This window comes from Streptococcus sp. WB01_FAA12 (genome assembly GCF_012843315.1).
GTDB lineage: Bacteria > Bacillota > Bacilli > Lactobacillales > Streptococcaceae > Streptococcus.
On the sequence record NZ_JABAEX010000001.1, the window covers coordinates 12,278 to 34,387 of the forward strand.

Consider the following 22,110-nt stretch of genomic DNA (forward strand, 5'->3'; position numbering starts at 1 on the left):
GAAAATCTGTTGCATAATACCGAGAAAAACGATATAATGAAAGTGTTTCCAATAGTAAAGATATAAATGCAATGAAAACATGAGAAATCAGCAAAAGTTGCTTTATTAGCTAGTTTGTTATTTGTTGGTCTTTTTCAGTCCAGTGTATCTGCTGTGAGTGTTCTTAAAACTTATTGGTATGATTGGAATACCGCTTGGAAGTTTAGTATGAATTACCACGGACGTAAATATGTAAACATTCCAAGATGGTCTGCTTATTACTCTATAATGACTAAAAAGTTGGTCCGATTGATATTATGTTCGCTATGAGGTCATAAACTACTACAGCGGAGGTTATTAATCCTTAAAGAGTGAGAAAAAGGAGGGCTGGCTATGTTAACTCTTACTCATGTTACCTTAAAAACGCGACAAGTCATCTTGCAAGATGCGGATTTCACCTTTAAAAAGGGTAGGATTTATGGCCTTCTTGCTATCAATGGCTCGGGAAAGACGACACTGTTCCGAGCTATTAGCAAGCTGCTTCCCCTTAGTAGTGGACATATCGCAGCCCCTCCTTCTTTGTTTTATTATGAGAGCGCTGAATGGCTGGATGGAAACTTAAGTGGGATGGACTACCTTCGTCTCATAAAAAATATCTGGAAGTCAGACCTAAACTTGGGGGACGAAATCGCCTATTGGGAAATGTCTGACTATATCAACCTTCCCATCCGCAAGTATTCCTTAGGCATGAAGCAACGCTTGGTGATTGCTATGTATTTCCTCAGTCAGGCGAAATGCTGGCTCATGGATGAGATAACAAATGGCTTAGATGAGTATTATCGACAGAAGTTTTTTGATAGGCTGGCACAAATCGATAGAAAAGAACAGCTGGTTCTTTTGAGTTCCCACTACAAAGAGGAGTTAATGGAGATTTGCGATAGCATGGTAACCATTCATCAGGGGCAGATAGAAGAGGTTCCGTTATGAAAGATATTAGCCTATTTTTGTTAAAAAAAGTTTTCAAAAGTCGTTTAAACTGGATTATCTTACTTTTATTTGCATCTGTACTCGGTGTTACCTTTTATTTACATAGTCAGACTGCAAACTCACACAGCTTGGAGAGCAGGTTGGAAAGTCGTATTGCAGCTAACGAGAGAGCTATCAATGAAAATGAAGAGAAACTCTCCCAAATGTCTGACACCAGCTCGGAGGAATATCAGTTTGCTAAAGAAAATTTAGACTTGCAAAAGAATCTTTTGATGAGAAAGAAAGAAATTCTGACTTTATTAAAAGAAGGGCGCTGGAAAGAAGCCTACTATTTGCAGTGGCAAGATGAGGAAAAGAGTTATGAAATTGTATCGAAGGAATCGACTTCTAGCTCTGACTTAAAAATGGCGGTTGACCGCCAACGAAAGATTTATCAAGCCCTGTATCCCTTGAACATAAAAGCCCACAATTTAGACTATCCGACCCACGGGATTGATCAGATTCTCTGGATTTTAGAGGCTATCATCCCAAGCTTGTTTGTGATTGGTATTATTTTTATGCTAACACAACTGTTTGCAGAAAGATATCAAAATCATCTAGACACAGCTCAGTTATATCCTTTTTCAAAAGTGACATTTGCCCTGTCCTCTCTTGGAGTTGGGGTGAGTTATGTAACCGTGCTGTTTATCGGAATCTGTGGATTTTCTTTTCTAGTGGGAAGTCTGATAAGTGGTTTTGGACAGTTGGATTATCCCTACCCATTCTATAGCTTAACCAATCAAGAGGTAACTATTGGGAAGATACAAGATGTGTTATTTCCTAGCTTGCTCTTAGCTTTCTTAGCCTTTATCGTCATTGTGGAAGTCGTCTACTTGATTGCTTACTTTTTCAAGCAGAAAATGCCGGTCCTCTTTCTTTCACTCATTGGGATTGTTGGCTTGTTGTTTGGTATCCAAACGATCCAGCCTCTTCAGAGTATTGCACATCTACTTCCCTTTACTTACTTGCGTTCAGTAGAGATTTTATCTGGAAGATTACCTAAGCAGATTGATAATGTAGATCTAAATTGGAGCATGGGGCTGGTCTTACTTCCTTGCCTGATTATCCTTTTGTTAGTGGGGATTCTATTTATCGAAAGATGGGGCAGTTCACGTAAAAAGGAAGTTTTTAATAGGTCTTAGCATTCCTATACGGAAGGTGAGGGAAGAACTAACACAGAGAGGGAACCAACTAGGTTCTCTCTTTTTGATGCCGACATCAAGAAGAAAACAGAAAGTTTTTCGAAAAAATGACTTTTTATCTTGACAAGGGCTAGAAAACTTGGTATCATATAAAAGTTGAGAAAAGCAGAAGTGAGAGCTTCTCGCCTTGTGACATCAAGTTGCCTGGCCCTACGGATGAAAAGTTTCTAAGAAACGCTATCATAACGTGCGGGCTTGTATCATTACGAGCCCGCTCTTGTTTTTCTCTAATAATAAAAAAGAGGTGAAAACCATAGCAAAGCAAGACTTATTCATCAATGATGAAATTCGTGTACGTGAAGTTCGCTTGATCGGTCTTGAGGGAGAACAGCTAGGCATTAAGCCACTCAGCGAAGCGCAAGCATTGGCTGATAGTGCAAATGTTGACTTGGTATTGATTCAACCCCAAGCAAAACCACCTGTTGCTAAAATTATGGACTACGGTAAGTTCAAATTTGAGTACCAGAAGAAACAAAAAGAGCAACGCAAAAAACAAAGCGTTGTGACCGTGAAAGAAGTTCGTTTGAGCCCAGTTATCGATAAGGGTGATTTCGAAACGAAACTTCGCAATGCTCGCAAGTTCCTTGAAAAAGGGAACAAAGTTAAGGTATCCATTCGCTTTAAAGGGCGTATGATCACCCATAAAGAGATTGGTGCAAAAGTTTTAGCCGAGTTTGCTGAAGCAACACAAGATATTGCAATCATCGAACAACGTGCTAAGATGGATGGACGCCAAATGTTCATGCAGTTGGCGCCAGCAACTGACAAAAAATAATTGTCAGAAAGTTAAATAAAGGAGAAAAAATCATGCCAAAACAAAAAACACACCGCGCATCAGCTAAACGTTTCAAACGTACAGGTTCTGGTGGACTTAAACGTTTCCGTGCTTACACTTCTCACCGTTTCCACGGAAAAACTAAGAAACAACGTCGTCATCTTCGTAAAGCATCTATGGTGCATTCAGGAGATTTCAAACGTATCAAAGCAATGCTTACTCGCTTGAAATAATAGCCTAATAGTAAGTAAACAATTCTAGGAAATATTTGGAGGAAATAAAACATGGCACGTGTTAAAGGTGGCGTTGTATCACGCAAACGTCGTAAACGTATTCTTAAACTAGCAAATGGTTACTATGGAGCTAAACACATCTTGTTCCGTACTGCAAAAGAACAAGTAATGAACTCTTACTACTATGCATACCGTGACCGTCGTCAGAAAAAACGTGACTTCCGTAAATTGTGGATCACTCGTATCAATGCGGCAGCTCGTTTGAACGGACTTTCATACTCACAATTGATGCATGGTTTGAAATTGGCTGAAATCGAAGTTAACCGTAAAATGCTTGCTGACTTAGCTGTTAACGATGCAGCAGCTTTCACAGCTCTTGCAGATGCAGCTAAAGCAAAACTTGGTAAATAATTACTTTTAAGACTGGAACAGGATTGTCCCAGTCTTTTTAGAAATAAAGGAGAAAGCTATGGCTTCAAAAATGCTACACACTTGCTTGCGAGTAGAAAACCTTGAAAAATCAATCGCATTCTATCAAGATGCTTTTGGTTTTAAAGAATTGCGTCGCAAGGATTTTCCAGATTATGCCTTCACTATTGTCTATCTAGGACTTGATGGTGACGACTACGAGTTGGAATTGACCTATAACTATGACCATGGTCCTTATGTGGTAGGTGATGGCTTTGCCCATATCGCCCTCAGTACACCTGACCTTGAGGCACTTCATCAAGAACATAGCAACAAAGGCTATGAGGTTACAGAGCCAAAAGGTCTACCAGGAACCAAACCAAACTATTACTTTGTCAAGGATCCTGATGGCTACAAGGTCGAAGTCATTCGTGAAAAATAATCCAGTGAGGTCAAGTAGAATGTTCGTTTTCTACTTGACTTTTTTACTTTGAAAGAGTATACTAATACAAATTTAACCTTTAAGGGGAGTCCAGAGAGACTCACAAGGTGTCAGATAGAAGGGATAGGGGACTCTCTGTGGGGACTTTTTAAGTGTGCGCATGAGTTCTAGCCTAACCTGACTGAGGCCTTGCATTAGCAAGGTCTTTTCTTTATCTGGTCCCCTTAAATTTAAGGAGGAAAAGTCATGAATCCCACATGTAAAAAGCGTATGGGTGCGATTCGTTTGGAAACCATGAAGGTGATCGCACAAGAGGAAATTGCGCCAGCAATCTTTGAATTAGTCCTAGAAGGAGAAATGGTTGAAGCCATGCGAGCAGGGCAATTTCTTCATTTGCGTGTGCCTGATGATGCCCATCTCTTGCGCCGTCCTATTTCAATTTCGTCTATTGACAAGGCAAACAAGCAGTGTCATCTTATTTATCGGATTGAGGGTGCTGGGACCGCCATTTTTTCAACATTAAGTCAGGGTGATACTCTTGATGTGATGGGACCTCAGGGAAATGGTTTTGACTTGTCTGATTTAGACAATCAGAGTCAAGTTCTCCTCGTTGGAGGAGGAATTGGTGTTCCACCCTTACTTGAGGTAGCCAAGGAATTGCATGCGCGTGGGGTGAAAGTAGTAATAGTCCTCGGTTTTGCTAACAAGGATGCTGTTATTCTCGAAACAGAATTGACCCAATATGGTCAGGTTTTTGTTACGACAGATGATGGTTCGTATGGTATTAAGGGAAATGTATCAGTCGTCATCAATGACTTAGACAGTCAATTTGATGCTGTTTACTCATGTGGGGCTCCTGGAATGATGAAATATATCAATCAAAGGTTTTATGACCACCCAAGAGCCTACCTATCTCTGGAATCTCGTATGGCTTGTGGGATGGGGGCTTGCTATGCCTGCGTTCTAAAAGTGCCAGATAGTGAGACGGTCAGTCAACGCGTCTGTGAAGATGGTCCTGTTTTCCGTACGGGAACAGTTGTATTGTAAGGAGAAAGTCATGACTACAAATCGTTTACAAGTTTCTCTACCTGGTTTGGACTTGAAAAATCCCATCATACCAGCATCAGGCTGCTTTGGTTTTGGCCAGGAGTATGCCAAGTACTATGATTTAGACCTTTTAGGCTCTATTATGATCAAGGCGACGACACTTGAACCCCGTTTTGGCAATCCAACTCCAAGGGTAGCTGAGACACCTGCTGGTATGCTCAATGCAATCGGCTTGCAAAATCCGGGTTTAGAAGCTGTTTTAGCAGAAAAGTTACCTTGGCTGGAAAGACAGTATCCTACGCTTCCTATCATCGCAAATGTTGCAGGCTTTTCAAAACAAGAGTACGCTGCCGTTTCTCGAGGAATTTCCAAGGCTGCAAATGTAAAGGCTATCGAGCTCAATATCTCTTGTCCTAATGTGGATCACGGCAATCATGGACTTTTGATTGGGCAAGACCCTGACTTGGCCTACGAAGTGGTAAAAGCAGCTGTGGAAGCCTCTGATGTGCCAGTCTATGTCAAGTTAACTCCTAGTGTGACGGATGTTGTCACCATCGCCAAAGCCGCAGAAGATGCAGGAGCAAGTGGCTTAACCATGATCAATACCCTTGTCGGTATGCGATTTGACCTCAAAACTAGAAAACCAATCCTAGCCAATGGAACGGGTGGGATGTCTGGTCCTGCAGTTTTTCCAGTCGCCCTCAAACTCATCCGCCAAGTCGCTCAAACAACAGACCTTCCCATTATTGGAATGGGGGGAGTGGATTCGGCTGAAGCTGCTTTAGAAATGTATCTGGCTGGTGCCTCTGCCATCGGAGTTGGGACAGCTAACTTTACCAATCCTTATGCCTGTCCTGATATCATCGAAAATCTGCCAAAAGTCATGGACAAATATGGCATTAGTAGTTTGGAAGATCTCCGTCGAGAAGTTAAAGCCAGTCTGAGATAAACTAGGTCTTCCTTATCGTCAACAAGACATAGAATCTTCATCAATTTGTAATATTTCCGTCTGTTAACTATGTTACAATAGGGTTTATAAAATAGTAATAGTGTAGATCGTTTTCTACTGAGGAGAATAAAATGAAGAAGATACTACTTGCAAGTACTGTTGTTCTTTCTATGGCAGGATTTGCAAAGACATCTGTACATGCTGAAGAATCTCAGGTTACGAAAAAAACTCAGACCACAGATGTAGTCGAGAAAAAAGAGGAAGCTGCTCCCAAGAAAGAAGTTCCTAAAGTCGAGGCGAAGAAAGAGCCAGCTGTAAAAGAGGAAAATCCTTCCAAAAAGGAAAAAAAAGAGGAAGTTATCAAGGAAGGTTGGCAGAAAGAACAAGGAAACTGGCGTTTTTATGAAAATAACCAGTATGTCGTAAACTGGAAAAAAATTAGTGGCACTTGGTATTACTTTGATAAAAATGGCATTATGCTCAGTAATACTATAATTGATGATTACCTTGTCAAAGGTGACGGTGCTATGGCAGAAAATGCTTGGGTGAAAATATCTGACAAGTGGTACTATGCAACAGCTTCAGGCAAGATTTCTCGCAACAAATGGGAAAATATTGAAGGTAGCTGGTACTATTTTGATAAAAACGGAATCATGCTTAGTCGCACCATCTATAATGACTATCTCTTCCAAGGTAGTGGTGCCATGGCAGAAAATGATTGGGTAAAAATATCTGACAAGTGGTACTATGCAACAGCTTCGGGCAAGATTTCTCGCGACAAATGGGAAAAGATTGAAGGCGTCTGGTATTACTTTGATAAAGATGGTGTCATGCTTAGTCGCACCATCTATAATGACTATCTCTTCCAAGGTAGTGGTGCCATGGCAGAAAATGATTGGGTGAAAATATCTGACAAGTGGTACTATGCAACAGCTTCAGGCAAGATTTCTCGCAACAAATGGGAGAAAATCAAAGGGACATGGTACTATTTCAATAGCGATGGTGTGATGGCAAGTAGCCAGTGGAAAAGTGACTACTATCTGAAAGATAGTGGCGCTATGGCGGAAAAAGAGTGGATTTTTGATAAATCCTACAATAGCTGGTTTTACTTGAAGTCAGGTGGGGCCTACGCTTCCCGTGAATGGATTGGCTCATACTACCTTAAATCTGGTGGCTATATGGCCAAAAATGAATGGATTTTTGACAAAGATTACGATGCTTGGTACTATCTAAAAGATGATGGTCGATATGTAACAGGTACTTTTAAGATCAAAGGTAAAGAGTATTCCTTCCAGAATAATGGGAAGTGGATCTCAGAGGCAAAATATTACAAAGTGAAGCCAATTACTGCTTATGTTTATAGTGCTTCTGGTGAAAGATTGAGTTATGTATCACAGGGAACCATCGTCTCGCTTGGAGATGCCCAATCTAAAAAAGATAGTCAAATACCAGTCAATATTTCTGGTTTATCCGGCTTCATGAATAAAAGTGATTTAGTAGCTATTGATAAAGATAGTGAATTTGTCCCTCATTATACAAGTGATGGCAAGTATTTTTACCATGAGTTATCACCTTATGTGAGTCTCCGTGTTGCGCCACATAGCTCAGCTATGACCATTGGTAAGAAATATTATTCAACTGATGGGATTCATTTTGATGGCTTTACCATTAAAAATCCTTTCCTCTTTAGAAATTTGACCAAGCCAAGTAATTACAGCGCAGCTGAATTGGATAAAATTTATTCTTTGATGAATATTAGGGATAGTCGCCTGGCTGGTAAGGGAGCTGTTTTTAAGGAAGCTGAGGAACGCTATGGTGTAAATGCTCTTTACTTAATGGCTCATAGTGCACTTGAGAGTGCTTGGGGACGGAGCCAGATAGCTAAGGATAAGAATAATTTCTTTGGAATTGCGGCTTATGATTCGAGCCCATATGCCTCAGCCAAAAAATTTGATGATGTGGACAAGGGGATTCTCGGAGCGGCCAAGTGGATTCGTGAAAATTACATTGACTATGGCAGAGACCACCTTGGAAACAAGGCAACCGGAATGAATGTTCGCTATGCTTCCGATCCTTACTGGGGAGAGAAAATTGCTAGTATCATGATGACCATCAATAGCAAACTTGGTGGGAAAGACTAGGGAAGAACAAAATCGGGAACCATGATAGATTGGTTGTCGATTTTTTGTTATAATAAAAATAGGTAGACAACAAAGGAGAAAAACATGACATTTGAAGAAATCCTGCCTGGCTTAAAGGCTAAGAAAAAATATGTACGTACTAGCTGGGGAGGGGCTGAAAACTATGTGCAGCTTTTTGACACTATCGAGCAAAACGGGGTTGCACTTGAAGTGACGCCCTATTTCCTAATCAATGTGTCTGGAGAAGGGGAAGGTTTTTCTATGTGGAGTCCGACACCTTGTGATGTTTTGGCGACGGATTGGGTAGAAGTGCATGACTAGACGCGTATTGATTACGGGAGTGAGTTCAGGGATCGGTCTAGCTCAAGCTCGCCTCTTTTTAGAGAAGGGCTATCAAGTTTATGGAGTTGACCAAGGCGAAAATCTACTTTTACAGGGTGATTTCCACTTTTTACAGAGAGATTTAACTCTTGACTTGGAGCCAATTTTTGACTGGTGTCCTCGAGTCGATGTTCTTTGTAACACAGCTGGAGTGTTGGATGATTACAAACCCCTTTTGGAACAATCAGCTCAGGAAATTCAAGAGATTTTTGAAATCAACTATGTGACTCCAGTGGAGCTGACTCGTTATTATTTGACACAAATGCTGGAAAATAAAAAAGGAATTATTATCAATATGTGTTCGATTGCCTCAAGTCTAGCTGGCGGAGGTGGCCACGCCTATACTTCCTCTAAGCATGCCTTGGCTGGCTTTACCAAGCAGTTGGCTCTAGACTATGCAGAAGCTGGGATTCAGGTCTTTGGTATCGCTCCAGGTGCTGTCAAGACAGCTATGACCGCTGCAGACTTTGAACCAGGTGGATTGGCTGACTGGGTGGCTAATGAAACGCCAATCAAGCGCTGGATTGAGCCAAGTGAAATTGCTCAAGTTAGCCTATTCTTGGCTAGCGGTCAGGCATCTGCCATGCAAGGACAAATCCTGACTGTGGATGGTGGCTGGTCTTTGAAGTAGGAGGAGTTGGATGGAAATCAAAAAACACTTTGGAGTCTATGGTATTTGCTTTGAAAATGGGAAGTTACTCTGCATTGAAAAAACGAGAGGCCCTTATCAACACCGTTTTGATCTACCTGGTGGTAGCCAGGAAGTAGGTGAAGGGCTGACAGAAACCCTCAAGAGAGAAGTTCTGGAAGAGACAGGATATAAGCTTAATGGTTACACTAATCCTAGGATTTATGATGTGCTGGTTCAAGAAGATGGGCAAGACTTTGCAGTACATCATATCATGGTCTTTTATGATATAGTACTTGATTTCGAACGCTATCAAAAATCACTTCCTCATGAAGTTCTTGATGGAAGTAATGATTCAGCAAATGTACTTTGGTTGAATTTGGAAGAAATTACTACAGAAAATGCTTCTCCTTTAGTGTTGCAGGTTAAGGCAGAGTTACTAGGATTTCCAGAATTAGATATGACAAGCTATAGAAATTGGAAGGTGAAGATGGGGGATAATGGAACTATTTAAAACATGGAAGAAAAATATGGTTCTCTATGATCTTAAATCTCAAATCGGCACTGTCTACCGAAACAGTGATAGGACAACAAGCTTTTATGATGTTGGGAATTTTCTATACCTAGCAGGGGAGTTGAATTCCAGATTTTGGGAAGATTTTGTTAGAAAATATGGTTTAGATTATAAGATTATTATTTCAGAAAATACCAATTGGCAAGATTTTCTGCATCGGAAAGTGGGGCTAGTTTCTTTTACTCGCTATTCTTTTAAAGATAGGGCAAATTTTCAAGTTGAATTTCTAAATGATCTAGTTACTCATTTAGAAGAAGGTTACAATATTGTGCCTATTGATAATCATATTTATAACTGCTTTTCTGAGGAAGAATGGTCACAAGATTTAAAGGGGGATTTTGAGTCCTATCAGGATTTTGTTTTAAAAGGTGGATTTGGCTTTGTGGTTCTTAAAAATAATGAACTGATTGCTGGGATTTCCTCAGGGTTAGTTTACCGTGGAGCAGTTGAAGTGGAAGTTGCAACTAGACCAAACGAACAAGGAAATGGATTTGCTAAAAAGCTTGGTGCTGCAATGATTCTAGAGAGTTTAAATAGAGATATGTTTCCACTTTGGGATGCTCATAACGAGGCTTCCAAAAAAGTAGCAGAATTTTTAGGATATGAGTTAGTTGAACCTTATGAAGCTTTTGAACTAGATGAAAGCGGCATATAATGATAGCTGATATTATATCTCTTAAGACGAGGTGAATGGACATGCAAAACCAACTTGCCCTTAGTGGCGAAAAACTTGTTGAAAAAGTTTATCCTCAACAATTACACCATATCGGTATGATTCGTGGAGAATACTTACTGAGAGAGCTCAATCAAAACATCCTGTTACCAAGTTGTCAGCAATTTATAAAAGATTATCTAGATACTATCTGCTCCTTGTACTCAGATGAAGAGGTTTGGTATCGTTTTTCAGAGTTAACAAATACAGAAGCTAATTGTTTAGAGGGGACTAAAAAGTATTTTGATGAAGGTCATCCCCTGTTTGGATATAGAGGAACTAGGCGTTTGCTGGCGTGTCCAGATGAATTTCAGGCTGAGGCACATGTCGTTACAGATGTTTATCAAACCAATCCCAATCTGTCTGTTATTTCTCCTTTTGTGAATGATGCTGAGCAGTTAAAGCAAGCTATTACAGTATTGCGTGAGCATGGTTTTACTGGGAAAATCGGCACAATGGTTGAATTACCGTCAGCTTATTTTGACTTGGACAGGATAATGGAAACTGGTATTTCAAAGATTATAGTTGGAATGAATGATTTGACTTCTTTTGTTTTTGCAACTGTGAGAAACAGTCAATGGCATGATATAGAAAGTCCCATTATGTTAGATATGCTAAGACAGATGCAGGATAAAGCAAGGATAAAAAAGATTGACTTTGCTGTAGCAGGCTATCTGAATGCTTCTTTCATAGAAAAAATGAATCAGATGGATATCAAGTGCATTATCCACTACAGTTCTATTCCAGAGATTTTTGATTTAGAGATTGATCATCCAGACCATCTCAAACGTATAAAAGAAGTAAGTAAAAAATTACAAAGGAGTAACCTATGACACCGCAAGAAATGTGGAATGCATACAAGAAAATCAATCCCTCGATCGGAGATGAAATCGATGCTTGGGCTTTTGGAGTGGAAGCCGATCTCTTGGCAGATTTGGTTTTAAAAGGTGAAAAGACAGCAACCGCCTCAGCCTACGATCTCTACGCATTAGAAGGCGAATCTCTACCGCAAGAAGGGACATTTGATGTCATTTTAGATAGTCAAAATCAGGCTGTCTGCATTGTCGAAATTACCAAGGTTTCCGTTCAGCCTTTTCATCAAGTGTCAGTCAACCATGCCTATAAGGAAGGGGAAGGAAACAAATCTCTGTCCTATTGGCGTCAGGTTCATGAGGAATTTTTCACTGAGTGGTTGAGGGAGGCTGGACTGACTTTTACACCTGACAGCAAGGTTGTTTTAGAAGAATTTCGCAAGGTCTACCCACTGTAGACTTTTAGAAGGAAGAAAGTTTTGGAAATCACCGTCCAATCCTTTTTTCTCAAGCAAAACATGATATAATAAGTTTGTTTGAAGAAGAGCAGCAGCTCTTAAACTTAGAATAGGAGAAAACTATGCAAGCAGTTGAACATTTTATTAAGCAATTTGTTCCTGAACATTATGATTTATTTCTAGACTTGAGTCGTGAGACCAAGACCTTTTCTGGGAAGGTGACCATCACTGGTCAAGCACAGAGTGACCGTATTTCCCTTCACCAAAAAGACTTGGAAATCGCTTCTGTAGAAGTTGCGGGCCAAGCTCGTCCATTTACAGTTGATCATGAAAATGAAGCCCTGCATATCGAATTAGCTGAGGCTGGTCAAGTTGAATTAGTCATTGCTTTTTCAGGAAAAATCACAGACAACATGACAGGGATTTATCCTTCTTACTACACTGTTGATGGTGTCAAGAAGGAAGTCTTGTCTACTCAGTTTGAGAGCCATTTTGCGCGCGAAGCCTTCCCATGTGTGGACGAGCCAGAAGCCAAAGCAACCTTTGATCTCGCTCTTCGTTTTGACCAAGCAGAAGGTGAAGTGGCCTTGTCAAATATGCCAGAGACTGATGTGGAAAACCGCAAGGAAACAGGCATCTGGAAGTTTGAGACAACACCTCGCATGTCTTCTTACTTGTTGGCCTTTGTAGCTGGTGATTTGCAAGGGGTGACCGCTAAAACTAAAAACGGTACTCTTGTAGGTGTCTACTCAACCAAAGCTCACCCATTATCTAACCTTGATTTCTCACTGGACATTGCCGTTCGCTCAATTGAATTTTACGAAGATTACTACGGAGTTAAGTACCCAATTCCTCAATCTCTCCATATCGCACTCCCTGACTTCTCAGCTGGTGCTATGGAAAACTGGGGTCTTGTGACCTACCGTGAAGTTTACTTGATTGTCGATGAGAACTCAACCTTTGCTAGTCGACAACAAGTTGCCCTTGTTATCGCCCACGAGCTTGCCCATCAATGGTTTGGTAACCTCGTGACTATGAAATGGTGGGATGACCTCTGGCTCAATGAAAGCTTCGCAAACATGATGGAATATGTCTGTGTGGATGCCATCGAACCAAGTTGGAATATCTTTGAAGACTTCCAAACAGGTGGTGTGCCGGGAGCACTTAAACGTGATGCGACTGATGGCGTTCAGTCTGTCCACGTCGAAGTTAAACACCCAGATGAAATCAATACCCTCTTTGACGGAGCTATCGTCTATGCCAAAGGAAGCCGTCTCATGCATATGCTTCGTCGTTGGTTAGGTGATGCTGATTTTGCTAAAGGTTTGCATGCTTACTTTGAAAAGCACCAATATGGAAATACCATTGGTCGTGATCTATGGAATGCCCTTGGTCAAGCATCAGGTCGTGATGTTGCAGCCTTCATGGATTCTTGGTTGGAGCAACCTGGTTATCCAGTTCTCACTGTCAAAGTTGAAAATGATGTCTTGAAGATTTCGCAAAAACAATTCTTTATCGGTGAGCACGAAGACAAGAACCGTCTCTGGGTAGTGCCACTGAACAGCAACTGGAAAGGCTTACCAGACACACTCGAAACTGAAAGTATCGAAATCCCTGGCTACGCCACTCTTCTTGCTGAAAATAAAGGAGCTCTTCGTCTCAACACTGAAAATACGGCCCACTATATTACCGACTATCAAGGAGACTTGTTAGAAGCTGTTCTTGCTGAGCTAGAGACACTAGATAACACAAGCAAACTGCAAATCGTTCAAGAACGTCGTTTGTTGGCTGAAGCAGGACACATTTCTTATGCAGACTTGCTTCCAGTCCTTGATAAACTTGCTAAGGAAGAGTCTTATCTGGTGGTTTCAGCTGTTTCTCAAGTGATTTCTGCCCTTGAGCGCTTTATTGATGAAGGAACAGAAACTGAGAAGGCCTTTAATACACTCGTTGCTAAATTGGCTCGTCACAACTATGACCGTCTTGGTTTCAAAGCCAAAGAAGGGGAATCAGATGAGGATGAATTGGTTCGTCAGTTGACCATTTCCATGATGATTCGCTCCAATGATGCAGAAGCTAGTCAAGTCGCTAGCCAAATCTTTGCAGCTCATAAGGAAAATCTTGCAGGACTTCCAGCAGCTATCCGTGCTCAAGTTCTTATCAATGAAATGAAACACCATGAGACCAAGGACTTGGTCGCAACTTATCTGGACCTCTACACTCATGCGACAGATGCTGTCTTCAAACGCCAGTTGGCAGCTGCTCTAGCCTACAGTACAGATGCTGATAATATCCAAACCTTGATTCGTTCATGGAAGGATAAGTTTGTTGTGAAACCACAAGACTTGTCTGCTTGGTATTACCAGTTCCTAGATCATCAAACAACTCAAGAAACTGTTTGGGTATGGGCGCGTGAAAACTGGGATTGGATCAAGGCAGCTCTTGGTGGTGACATGAGCTTTGATAGCTTTGTTATCCTACCTGCCCATGTATTTAAGACTGAGCAACGCTTGGCAGAGTACAAGGAATTCTTTGAACCACAACTCTCTGACCTAGCGCTTAGCCGTAACATCCGCATGGGAATCAAGGATATTGCAGCGCGTGTTGACTTGATTAAGCGTGAGAAAGCGGCAGTAGAAGCTGTTGTAGCCCAATATGCTAAAGCTTAATTCGTTCGAAATGTAAATAAAAACTCAACTTTCTATCTGAAAACAAGAGAGAGTTGAGTTTTTTTTAAGGCAATTTTGGTATAATAATCATAACAAGGAGGAGTTTCTGATGATAAAAATCTTATTAGTAGAAGATGACCTAGGTCTGTCAAACTCAGTATTTGACTTTTTAGATGATTTTGCAGATGTCATGCAGGTCTTTGATGGAGAAGAAGGTCTCTACGAAGCTGAAAGTGGCGTCTATGACTTGATTTTGCTTGACCTGATGTTGCCTGAAAAAAATGGCTTCCAAGTTCTGAAAGAATTGCGCGAAAAAGGAATTACGACACCAGTCCTTATCATGACTGCCAAAGAAAGTTTGGATGACAAGGGACATGGTTTTGAGTTGGGAGCGGATGACTACCTCACCAAGCCTTTCTACCTAGAAGAACTCAAAATGCGGATCCAAGCCCTTCTCAAACGTTCAGGCAAGTTTAACGAAAATACCTTGACCTATGGGGATATTGTCGTCAACCTTTCAACGAATGAAGTGAAAGTGGAAGATACTCCTGTAGAACTACTCGGAAAAGAGTTTGAGTTATTGGTTTACTTCCTTCAAAATCAAAATGTCATTCTTCCCAAGACACAAATTTTTGACCGTCTATGGGGATTTGATAGCGATACGACTATTTCCGTTGTAGAAGTCTATGTCTCAAAAGTTCGTAAGAAATTGAAGGGAACAGCCTTTGCTGAAAATCTTCAAACCTTGCGTAGTGTCGGGTATATTTTAAAAGATGTTCAATAAATTAAAAAAAACATGGCATGCAGATGATTTTAGCTATTTCATTCGAAACTTCGGAGTTTTCACCCTGATCTTCTCTGCTATGACCTTGATTATCCTTCAGGTCATGCACTCGAGTCTCTATACTTCTGTAGATGAAAAACTCCAAGCCCTTAGCACTAGCCCTCAGGTGGTTATCCAATTAGCCCTTAATCGGGCAACTGAAGAAGTCAAAGATATTCAACCAGCAACAGCGAATGCCAGCAAGGCTGAAATCAAGCCCAATGTCAGCTCCAATACGGAAGTCTTGCTCTTTGACAAGGATTTTAACCAACTCTTACTGGGGAACCGCTTTTTAGGCTTGGACAAGATCAAACTGGACAAGAAAGAGTTGAATCATATTCGGCAAATCCAAGTTGTCAATAGCTACGGTCAGGAAGAAACCTACCGGATGATCTTGATGGAAACAAATTCGTCCACTGTTTCAAGCAACGTCAAATATGCGGCGGTTTTAATCAATACCAGTCAGCTTGAGCAAATCAGCCAAAACCATGAGCATTTAATCGTAGTGGTCATGGCCAGTTTCTGGCTTCTGTCTTTAATTGCTAGTGTTTACCTTGCCCGTGTCAGTGTCAAACCCTTGCTGGAAAGTATGCAAAAGCAGAAGTCCTTTGTTGAAAATGCGAGTCACGAACTGAGAACACCTTTGGCTGTTTTACAAAATCGTTTAGAGAATCTCTTTCGAAAACCAGAAGCGACGATCATGGAATCCAGCGAAAGTATTGCTTCTAGCCTCGAAGAAGTTCGGAATATGCGTTTCCTTACAACCAACCTTCTCAATTTAGCACGTCGAGATGATGGACTTAAGCCAGAAATAGCAGAAGTTTCTCCACAATTCTTTAAAACCACCTTTACCAACTATGAGTTAATTGCTTCTGAAAATGATCGAGTTTTTGACTATGAAAATCGGATTTATCGTCCCTTTATGACTGATCAGTTGCTCTTAAAACAACTCATGACCATCTTGTTTGATAATGCCATCAAGTATACCGAAGAAGATGGAAAAATTGAGTTTGTGGTTTATGCTACAGATCGCCACCTCTATCTAACAGTAGCGGATAATGGGATTGGAATCTCAGCTGCTGACAAGAAGAAAATCTTTGACCGTTTTTACCGTGTAGACAAGGCGAGAACCCGTCAGAAAGGTGGCTTTGGCTTGGGACTTTCTTTGGCCAAGCAGATTGTTGATGCCTTACGAGGAACGATTAGCGTAAAAGATAACAAACCTAGAGGAACAATTTTTGAAGTTAAGATTGCCATCCAATCTCCTTCAAAACGTAAGAATAAATAAAAAAGACAGTTATATAACTGTCTTTTTTGATAACTAGAAAAGAGGTTGGTAGTAGTACCAACCTTTATTTTGAAAATTTTCGTTTCATCATCTTTCGTTGAAGTTGTAAAAGTGCGAAGCTTGTCCCCATAGCAATAATAAATGATAAAGCTGTATTTAATTTTAAGGCTAAAAAGATAAAGCTAAAAAGCACCATAAAAATACAAAAACAAGCAATATTTACAAAAAATAAAATCTCTTTTAGGTTAGGGCCGACTGGGGCTTCAGGTGTGTAATCTTGGTAAAGCGGAGTTTGTTTCGATTCGGGAGCTTGTTCAAACTCATAAGCTTCTAATTTTCTTGCGGGCATGATTCTCTCCTTAACAGTACCTAACTATTTTATCATTTTTTATGCAGAGAATTGTTACAGAATGGTTACAAAACTACTAAAGTCTCTTATCATCTTCTAAGTCGCTCTTCTTGACACCCACTGGGGAAAGTGATAGCATGGATATTACACTTAAAACAGATGACCTAACCTTCTCTATTATAAATATACTGAGAAAGGAAAGGATAACTTATATAAATTGATAGCAAGCAAGGGCTTTTCCTAAGATGATTTGTTGAGTTGCTACCGTGATTCATTTTAAAAGAATAGGTAGGAGTTGTTTTGAATGGATGGAAGGACAGAAATTCTGTCTATTGGATTGGGTGGCCTTCTTGCTACCTCTGGGAAACGCTAAAGGAGATAGGCATGTATCTTGCTATCAAAGAAATAGTACGAAATAAACTTCGATATAGTTTGATTCTAACTACCATTTTTCTTATCGCTTTCATGGTCTTTTTTATGACCAGTTTAGCTCTTGGTCTTGTGCGAAACAACCGAGCCGCTATTGATAACTGGCAAGCGACGGGTGTGGTTTTATCTGACTACGCAAATGATAATTTGACGGCATCTTTTATTCCTGAAAAGGACTATAAGGATAAGAGTTCTGAAGAGGCTGCTCCATTGGGCTATATGTTTGCTGTAACCAATCTAGTCGATGGTAGTGAAAAGGTCAATGTTTCCATTTTTGCTCAAGACTGGGACGCTTTTATCTCACCTAGTTTGACGGAGGGGCGTTATCCTGAAGGAGATGATGAGGTTGTCGTGGATCAGTCTTTTGAGAACTATGGGATTAAGCTAGGCGATGCCATTCAGCTCAATGGAAGCGAGGTAAGTTACAAGATTGTAGGCCTGACTCAAGGAAATAAATTTTTCACTGAGCCTGTTGTCTTTACGAGTCTGACGACTTATTGGACCTTACAAGGAACCTTGAAAGCCAACCGTTCCATCTCTGCCTTGGTATTGAAAAATGATATAGAAGTGACTGGTGATGGACTGAAACAGATTTCCATCCCAAAAATGATTTCGAAAATTCCTGGTTACACACCTCAGGTTAATGTATTTTCAGGGATGATTCTTGCTATGATTGTTATCACAGGCTTGATTGTGGGGATTTTTGTTTATATCATTACCATCCAAAAACTTGGACTTTATGGAATAATGCGAGCTCAAGGAATACAGATCAAAACCATTGTATGGTCTCTTTTCTGTCAAATCTTTCTCCTAGCTGGTATGGGGATTGCTCTAGCCTTGCTGGCAATCGGAGGAGTGATTTTGGTTTTACCAGCTACCTTCTTTTTCTACCCAAGCTGGATAGCCTACTCTGTCCTAAGCTTGGTAATTTGCTTGATGGCCCTTCTAGGTGGTGTCATTTCACTTCCACGCTTGCTAAAGGTGGACCCGATTACTGCAATTGCAGAATGATAAGGAGAATAGTATGACAGCATTGATTGAAATGAATCAAGTGACAAAAACCTACGGGGAAGGAAAGATGAAAGTCGTTGCCCTGCATGAGACGAATTTTCAGCTAAATGCGGGAGAGTTCGTAGCTATCGTTGGGCCTTCTGGCTCTGGCAAGACAACCTTTCTAACAACTCTAGGACAACTACAGGAAGCATCGAGTGGAAAGATTTTGGTAAAGGGGAAGGAAACAGGCAGTTTGACGGAGAAGGAAAAAACAGATCTCCGTTTTAGAGAGTTTGGTTTCATTCTCCAGGCTTCAAACCTAATTCCTTTTCTAACAGTCAAGGAACAGCTGGATTTGATTGACAGATTGGATAAGGGAAAAAATAGTAAAAGTGACCGAAAAGAGCTGTTTGACTTGTTGGATTTGGCAAAAGTACAAGATCATTATCCCAAGGATTTATCAGGTGGCGAACGTCAACGTGCGGCCATTGCTAGAGCGCTCTATAACAATCCAAGTATCGTTCTTGCAGATGAGCCGACAGCCAGTCTAGACACTGAGCGTGCCTACCAAGTAACGGAGATGCTGGCTGCCATTGCCCATGAACAAGGTAGAGGAGTTGTTATGATTACGCATGATACTCGTCTTCTTGATAAGGTCGACCGTATCTATGTTATGAACGATGGCCACCTAGTTGAAGAAACACATGCATAAAATAGAGTGAATGGTACAAGTTACTGTTCACTTTTTTGATTGGAAACTTTAAAAAAGAGTTTGACTTTTTATAAAACTCCTAGTATTCATAGCTGATTTTTGAGAAATGTGGTATAATTTTTCTTATGGAAAAGATTATCATTACAGCAACTGCTGAAAGTATTGAACAAGTTGAACAACTACTCGAAGCTGGCGTAGACCGTATCTATGTCGGTGAGAAAGATTTTGGCCTTCGTCTGCCAACGACCTTTAGTTATGAAGAGTTGCGCACCATCGCTAAGCTGGTTCATGATGCGGGTAAGGAATTGATCGTTGCAGTCAACGCCCTCATGCACCAAGATATGATGGACCGTATCAAGCCCTTCCTAGACTTCTTGGAAGAAATCAAGACAGACTATATTACAGTAGGAGATGCGGGTGTTTTTTATGTGGTCAACCGTGATGGCTATTCCTTCAAGACTATCTACGATGCTTCAACTATGGTGACAAGCAGTCGTCAGATTAACTTCTGGGGCCAAAAGGCTGGCGCATCTGAGGCGGTTTTGGCGCGTGAAATTCCATCTGCTGAACTCTTCAAGATGTCCGAGATTTTGGAAATTCCGGCTGAAGTGTTGGTTTACGGAGCTAGCGTCATTCACCATTCTAAGCGTCCGCTCTTGCAAAACTACTATAACTTTACACATATTGATGATGAAAAGACGCGTAAACGGGACCTTTTCTTGGCAGAACCAAGTGACCCAGAGAGCCATTATTCCATCTTTGAAGATAATCATGGTACCCATATCTTTGCCAACAATGACCTTGATTTGATGACCAAATTGACTGAGTTGGTGGAGCATGGTTTCACCCATTGGAAACTAGAAGGGCTCTACACTCCTGGTCAGAACTTTATTGAGATTGCTAAACTCTTTATTCAAGCTCGCGGTTTGATTCAAGAGGGCAAATTCAGCCATGATCAAGCCTTCTTGCTAGACGAAGAAGTGCGCAAGCTCCATCCCAAAAATCGTTTCCTTGATACAGGATTTTATGACTACGATCCTGATATGGTTAAATAGGACACGAAAACCCGAAATAAAAATGTTCGGGTTTTTCAAGTGTATTCATGAAATAAAAACGGATACATGTTATAATAAAAGTAGCTCTTTAATGGAGGTATTTAAGTGGAGAATCTGAAAAAGATGGCAGGTATCAAGGCTGCTGAGTTTGTCAAGGATGGCATGGTTGTCGGACTCGGTACTGGATCAACTGCCTACTATTTCGTAGAAGAAATCGGTCGTCGGATTAAGGAAGAAGGTTTGCAGATTACTGCTGTAACGACTTCCGGTGTGACCAGTAAACAGGCTGAAGATCTTAACATCCCGCTCAAGTCGATTGATCAAGTGGACTTTGTCGATGTGACAGTCGATGGAGCGGATGAAGTAGATAGCCAGTTTAATGGGATCAAAGGTGGTGGTGGTGCCCTTCTCATGGAGAAGGTTGTAGCGACACCATCAAAAGAATACATTTGGGTGGTGGATGAAAGCAAACTGGTAGAAAAACTAGGTGCTTTTAAATTGCCTGTGGAAGTCGTTCAGTATGGTGCAGAACAGGTCTTTCGTCGGTTTGAGCGAGCTGGCTACAAGCCAAGTTTCCGTGAAAAAGACGACCAACGTTTTGTGACCGATATGCAGAACTTTATCATTGACCTAGCCTTGGATGTCATTGAAGATCCGATTGCCTTCGGGCAAGAATTGGACCATATCGTTGGTGTCGTAGAGCATGGCTTGTTCAACCAAATGGTGGATAAGGTCATCGTTGCTGGACGAGACGGGGTTCAGATTTTAACTTCAACAAAAGCAAGATAACTAAGATAGTAAGGAGACAGACTATGTCAAAATTTAATCGTATTCACTTGGTGGTACTGGATTCTGTGGGAATCGGTGCTGCACCAGATGCCAATAACTTTGTCAATGCAGGAGTTCCAGATGGAGCTTCTGACACACTGGGACACATTTCAAAAACAGTTGGTTTGAATGTGCCAAACATGGCTAAAATCGGTCTAGGAAATATTCCTCGCGAAACGCCTCTGAAGACTGTACCAGCTGAAAGCAATCCAACAGGATATGTGACAAAATTGGAAGAAGTATCTCTTGGTAAGGATACCATGACGGGACACTGGGAAATTATGGGCCTTAACATTACAGAACCTTTCGATACTTTCTGGAATGGATTCCCAGAAGAAATCTTGACAAAAATCGAAGAATTTTCAGGACGCAAGGTTATTCGTGAAGCCAACAAACCTTACTCAGGAACAGCTGTTATCGACGATTTTGGACCACGTCAGATGGAAACTGGGGAGTTGATTATCTATACTTCAGCTGACCCTGTTTTGCAGATTGCTGCCCACGAAGATATCATTCCTTTGGATGAATTGTACCGTATCTGTGAATACGCGCGTTCGATTACCCTTGAGCGTCCTGCTCTTCTAGGTCGTATCATTGCCCGTCCTTATGTGGGTGAGCCAGGTAACTTCACTCGTACGGCAAATCGTCGTGACTTGGCCGTTTCTCCATTTGCACCAACTGTTTTGGATAAATTGAACGAAGCTGGTATCGATACTTACGCTGTTGGTAAAATCAACGATATCTTTAACGGTGCAGGAATCAATCATGACATGGGTCATAACAAGTCAAACAGCCACGGAATTGATACATTATTGAAGACTATGGGTCTTGCTGAGTTTGAAAAAGGATTCTCCTTCACAAACTTGGTTGACTTTGATGCCCTTTACGGCCACCGCCGCAATGCTCATGGTTACCGTGATTGCTTGCATGAGTTTGATGAACGCTTGCCTGAAATTATCGCCGCCATGAGAGAAAATGACCTTCTTTTGATTACTGCGGACCATGGAAATGACCCAACCTATGCAGGAACAGACCACACTCGTGAATACATTCCACTTTTGGCTTACAGTCCTGCCTTTAAAGGAAATGGTGTCATTCCAGTTGGACATTTTGCAGATATCTCAGCAACAGTTGCGGATAACTTTGGTGTTGAAACAGCCATGATTGGGGAAAGTTTCTTAGATAAATTGGTATAAG

The 22,110-nt window shown here is 41.0% G+C and carries 24 protein-coding genes and 1 other annotated feature; of the genes, 23 read left to right on the forward strand and 1 reads right to left on the reverse strand.

Going from position 1 to position 22,110, the window contains the following annotated elements:
- Positions 1 to 372 precede the first annotated feature (372 nt).
- The 18 genes from HF881_RS00070 (at position 373) to HF881_RS00155 (ending at position 16,547) form a co-directional block, all read left to right on the forward strand.
- Positions 373 to 966 carry an ABC transporter ATP-binding protein gene (locus HF881_RS00070; RefSeq protein ID WP_169445952.1) on the forward strand — a complete coding sequence of 198 codons (594 nt, stop codon included), beginning with the start codon at positions 373 to 375 and terminating at the stop codon, positions 964 to 966.
- On the forward strand, positions 963 to 2,147 hold the full coding sequence (locus HF881_RS00075; RefSeq protein WP_169445953.1) for a hypothetical protein: 1,185 nt from the start codon (positions 963 to 965) through the stop codon (positions 2,145 to 2,147). The genes HF881_RS00070 and HF881_RS00075 overlap by 4 nt, the downstream gene beginning before the upstream one ends.
- Positions 2,148 to 2,304: 157 nt before the next feature.
- Positions 2,305 to 2,436 (forward strand) — a sequence feature (ribosomal protein L20 leader region).
- A 15-nt stretch (positions 2,437 to 2,451) separates the two neighbouring features.
- The gene (gene infC, locus HF881_RS00080) at positions 2,452 to 2,982 is read left to right on the forward strand and encodes a translation initiation factor IF-3 (protein WP_007521573.1); all 531 of its coding nucleotides are present in this window, start codon (positions 2,452 to 2,454) and stop codon (positions 2,980 to 2,982) included.
- A 32-nt stretch (positions 2,983 to 3,014) separates the two neighbouring features.
- The gene (rpmI, locus tag HF881_RS00085) at positions 3,015 to 3,215 is read left to right on the forward strand and encodes a 50S ribosomal protein L35 (RefSeq protein WP_001125942.1); all 201 of its coding nucleotides are present in this window, start codon (positions 3,015 to 3,017) and stop codon (positions 3,213 to 3,215) included.
- Between the two features lie 51 nt (positions 3,216 to 3,266).
- Complete coding sequence (gene rplT, locus HF881_RS00090; RefSeq protein WP_169445954.1) at positions 3,267 to 3,626, forward strand: 50S ribosomal protein L20; 360 nt, start codon at positions 3,267 to 3,269, stop codon at positions 3,624 to 3,626.
- A 58-nt stretch (positions 3,627 to 3,684) separates the two neighbouring features.
- A complete protein-coding gene (locus HF881_RS00095) occupies positions 3,685 to 4,065 on the forward strand; it encodes a VOC family protein (protein ID WP_169445955.1) in 381 nt (126 codons plus the stop codon).
- 246 nt (positions 4,066 to 4,311) lie between these two features.
- The gene (locus tag HF881_RS00100) at positions 4,312 to 5,112 is read left to right on the forward strand and encodes a dihydroorotate dehydrogenase electron transfer subunit (protein ID WP_169445956.1); all 801 of its coding nucleotides are present in this window, start codon (positions 4,312 to 4,314) and stop codon (positions 5,110 to 5,112) included.
- 10 nt (positions 5,113 to 5,122) lie between these two features.
- Positions 5,123 to 6,061: a dihydroorotate dehydrogenase gene (locus HF881_RS00105; protein ID WP_206283148.1), complete on the forward strand. Its 939-nt coding sequence runs from the start codon at positions 5,123 to 5,125 to the stop codon at positions 6,059 to 6,061.
- 131 nt (positions 6,062 to 6,192) lie between these two features.
- Positions 6,193 to 8,202: a glucosaminidase domain-containing protein gene (locus tag HF881_RS00110; protein ID WP_169445958.1), complete on the forward strand. Its 2,010-nt coding sequence runs from the start codon at positions 6,193 to 6,195 to the stop codon at positions 8,200 to 8,202.
- A gap of 84 nt (positions 8,203 to 8,286) precedes the next feature.
- The gene (locus tag HF881_RS00115; RefSeq protein ID WP_049530836.1) at positions 8,287 to 8,523 is read left to right on the forward strand and encodes a DUF2829 domain-containing protein; all 237 of its coding nucleotides are present in this window, start codon (positions 8,287 to 8,289) and stop codon (positions 8,521 to 8,523) included.
- A complete protein-coding gene (locus HF881_RS00120; protein WP_169445959.1) occupies positions 8,516 to 9,214 on the forward strand; it encodes a 3-oxoacyl-ACP reductase in 699 nt (232 codons plus the stop codon). The genes HF881_RS00115 and HF881_RS00120 overlap by 8 nt, the downstream gene beginning before the upstream one ends.
- 10 nt (positions 9,215 to 9,224) lie before the next feature.
- Positions 9,225 to 9,725, forward strand: coding sequence for an NUDIX hydrolase (locus tag HF881_RS00125; RefSeq protein WP_169445960.1), 501 nt, complete (start codon positions 9,225 to 9,227; stop codon positions 9,723 to 9,725).
- A complete protein-coding gene (locus HF881_RS00130) occupies positions 9,712 to 10,440 on the forward strand; it encodes a GNAT family N-acetyltransferase (protein ID WP_169445961.1) in 729 nt (242 codons plus the stop codon). The genes HF881_RS00125 and HF881_RS00130 overlap by 14 nt, the downstream gene beginning before the upstream one ends.
- 41 nt (positions 10,441 to 10,481) lie before the next feature.
- Entirely contained in the window at positions 10,482 to 11,330 is an 849-nt protein-coding gene (locus HF881_RS00135) for a putative PEP-binding protein (RefSeq protein WP_169445962.1), read from the forward strand.
- Positions 11,327 to 11,767 carry an ASCH domain-containing protein gene (locus HF881_RS00140; protein ID WP_169445963.1) on the forward strand — a complete coding sequence of 147 codons (441 nt, stop codon included), beginning with the start codon at positions 11,327 to 11,329 and terminating at the stop codon, positions 11,765 to 11,767. The genes HF881_RS00135 and HF881_RS00140 overlap by 4 nt, the downstream gene beginning before the upstream one ends.
- 122 nt (positions 11,768 to 11,889) lie before the next feature.
- Positions 11,890 to 14,436 (forward strand): M1 family metallopeptidase, encoded by a 2,547-nt coding sequence (locus HF881_RS00145; protein ID WP_169445964.1) that lies wholly within the window; start codon positions 11,890 to 11,892, stop codon positions 14,434 to 14,436.
- A gap of 109 nt (positions 14,437 to 14,545) precedes the next feature.
- Positions 14,546 to 15,220, forward strand: a complete 675-nt coding sequence (gene ciaR / locus HF881_RS00150; protein WP_000590630.1) for a two-component system response regulator CiaR — start codon at positions 14,546 to 14,548, stop codon at positions 15,218 to 15,220.
- Positions 15,210 to 16,547, forward strand: a complete 1,338-nt coding sequence (locus tag HF881_RS00155) for a HAMP domain-containing sensor histidine kinase (protein WP_169445965.1) — start codon at positions 15,210 to 15,212, stop codon at positions 16,545 to 16,547. The genes ciaR and HF881_RS00155 overlap by 11 nt, the downstream gene beginning before the upstream one ends.
- 64 nt (positions 16,548 to 16,611) lie before the next feature.
- Here HF881_RS00155 and HF881_RS00160 read toward each other — a convergent pair whose 3' ends face one another.
- Complete coding sequence (locus tag HF881_RS00160) at positions 16,612 to 16,896, reverse strand: DUF3270 domain-containing protein (protein WP_169445966.1); 285 nt, start codon at positions 16,894 to 16,896, stop codon at positions 16,612 to 16,614.
- 384 nt (positions 16,897 to 17,280) lie between these two features.
- On the opposite strand from HF881_RS00160, the gene HF881_RS00165 reads away from it, so the two are divergent.
- The 5 genes from HF881_RS00165 (at position 17,281) to HF881_RS00185 (ending at position 22,109) form a co-directional block, all read left to right on the forward strand.
- Positions 17,281 to 18,336: an ABC transporter permease gene (locus HF881_RS00165; RefSeq protein WP_169445967.1), complete on the forward strand. Its 1,056-nt coding sequence runs from the start codon at positions 17,281 to 17,283 to the stop codon at positions 18,334 to 18,336.
- 13 nt (positions 18,337 to 18,349) lie between these two features.
- Positions 18,350 to 19,030, forward strand: coding sequence for an ABC transporter ATP-binding protein (locus HF881_RS00170; RefSeq protein WP_169445968.1), 681 nt, complete (start codon positions 18,350 to 18,352; stop codon positions 19,028 to 19,030).
- Positions 19,031 to 19,155: 125 nt separating this feature from the next.
- Positions 19,156 to 20,085 (forward strand): peptidase U32 family protein, encoded by a 930-nt coding sequence (locus HF881_RS00175; protein WP_169445969.1) that lies wholly within the window; start codon positions 19,156 to 19,158, stop codon positions 20,083 to 20,085.
- 105 nt (positions 20,086 to 20,190) lie between these two features.
- Positions 20,191 to 20,874, forward strand: a complete 684-nt coding sequence (gene rpiA, locus HF881_RS00180; RefSeq protein ID WP_169445970.1) for a ribose-5-phosphate isomerase RpiA — start codon at positions 20,191 to 20,193, stop codon at positions 20,872 to 20,874.
- A gap of 23 nt (positions 20,875 to 20,897) precedes the next feature.
- Positions 20,898 to 22,109, forward strand: a complete 1,212-nt coding sequence (locus HF881_RS00185; protein ID WP_169445971.1) for a phosphopentomutase — start codon at positions 20,898 to 20,900, stop codon at positions 22,107 to 22,109.
- Position 22,110 lies beyond the last annotated feature (1 nt).

Excerpts from the sequence above, each read along its gene's own strand:
- HF881_RS00170 (WP_169445968.1), top strand. The coding sequence starts at position 18,350 with ATGACAGCATTGATTGAAATGAATCAAGTGACAAAAACCTACGGGGAA.
- ciaR (WP_000590630.1), top strand. The coding sequence starts at position 14,546 with ATGATAAAAATCTTATTAGTAGAAGATGACCTAGGTCTGTCAAACTCA.
- rpmI (WP_001125942.1), top strand. The coding sequence starts at position 3,015 with ATGCCAAAACAAAAAACACACCGCGCATCAGCTAAACGTTTCAAACGT.
- HF881_RS00100 (WP_169445956.1), top strand. The coding sequence starts at position 4,312 with ATGAATCCCACATGTAAAAAGCGTATGGGTGCGATTCGTTTGGAAACC.
- HF881_RS00130 (WP_169445961.1), top strand. The coding sequence starts at position 9,712 with ATGGAACTATTTAAAACATGGAAGAAAAATATGGTTCTCTATGATCTT.
- rplT (WP_169445954.1), top strand. The coding sequence starts at position 3,267 with ATGGCACGTGTTAAAGGTGGCGTTGTATCACGCAAACGTCGTAAACGT.
- HF881_RS00145 (WP_169445964.1), top strand. The coding sequence starts at position 11,890 with ATGCAAGCAGTTGAACATTTTATTAAGCAATTTGTTCCTGAACATTAT.
- HF881_RS00175 (WP_169445969.1), top strand. The coding sequence starts at position 19,156 with ATGGAAAAGATTATCATTACAGCAACTGCTGAAAGTATTGAACAAGTT.
- HF881_RS00140 (WP_169445963.1), top strand. The coding sequence starts at position 11,327 with ATGACACCGCAAGAAATGTGGAATGCATACAAGAAAATCAATCCCTCG.
- HF881_RS00075 (WP_169445953.1), top strand. The coding sequence starts at position 963 with ATGAAAGATATTAGCCTATTTTTGTTAAAAAAAGTTTTCAAAAGTCGT.
- HF881_RS00185 (WP_169445971.1), top strand. The coding sequence starts at position 20,898 with ATGTCAAAATTTAATCGTATTCACTTGGTGGTACTGGATTCTGTGGGA.
- HF881_RS00155 (WP_169445965.1), top strand. The coding sequence starts at position 15,210 with ATGTTCAATAAATTAAAAAAAACATGGCATGCAGATGATTTTAGCTAT.
- HF881_RS00125 (WP_169445960.1), top strand. The coding sequence starts at position 9,225 with ATGGAAATCAAAAAACACTTTGGAGTCTATGGTATTTGCTTTGAAAAT.
- HF881_RS00070 (WP_169445952.1), top strand. The coding sequence starts at position 373 with ATGTTAACTCTTACTCATGTTACCTTAAAAACGCGACAAGTCATCTTG.
- HF881_RS00095 (WP_169445955.1), top strand. The coding sequence starts at position 3,685 with ATGGCTTCAAAAATGCTACACACTTGCTTGCGAGTAGAAAACCTTGAA.
- HF881_RS00135 (WP_169445962.1), top strand. The coding sequence starts at position 10,482 with ATGCAAAACCAACTTGCCCTTAGTGGCGAAAAACTTGTTGAAAAAGTT.
- HF881_RS00115 (WP_049530836.1), top strand. The coding sequence starts at position 8,287 with ATGACATTTGAAGAAATCCTGCCTGGCTTAAAGGCTAAGAAAAAATAT.
- HF881_RS00105 (WP_206283148.1), top strand. The coding sequence starts at position 5,123 with ATGACTACAAATCGTTTACAAGTTTCTCTACCTGGTTTGGACTTGAAA.
- HF881_RS00165 (WP_169445967.1), top strand. The coding sequence starts at position 17,281 with ATGTATCTTGCTATCAAAGAAATAGTACGAAATAAACTTCGATATAGT.
- HF881_RS00120 (WP_169445959.1), top strand. The coding sequence starts at position 8,516 with ATGACTAGACGCGTATTGATTACGGGAGTGAGTTCAGGGATCGGTCTA.
- HF881_RS00110 (WP_169445958.1), top strand. The coding sequence starts at position 6,193 with ATGAAGAAGATACTACTTGCAAGTACTGTTGTTCTTTCTATGGCAGGA.
- HF881_RS00160 (WP_169445966.1), bottom strand. The coding sequence starts at position 16,896 with ATGCCCGCAAGAAAATTAGAAGCTTATGAGTTTGAACAAGCTCCCGAA.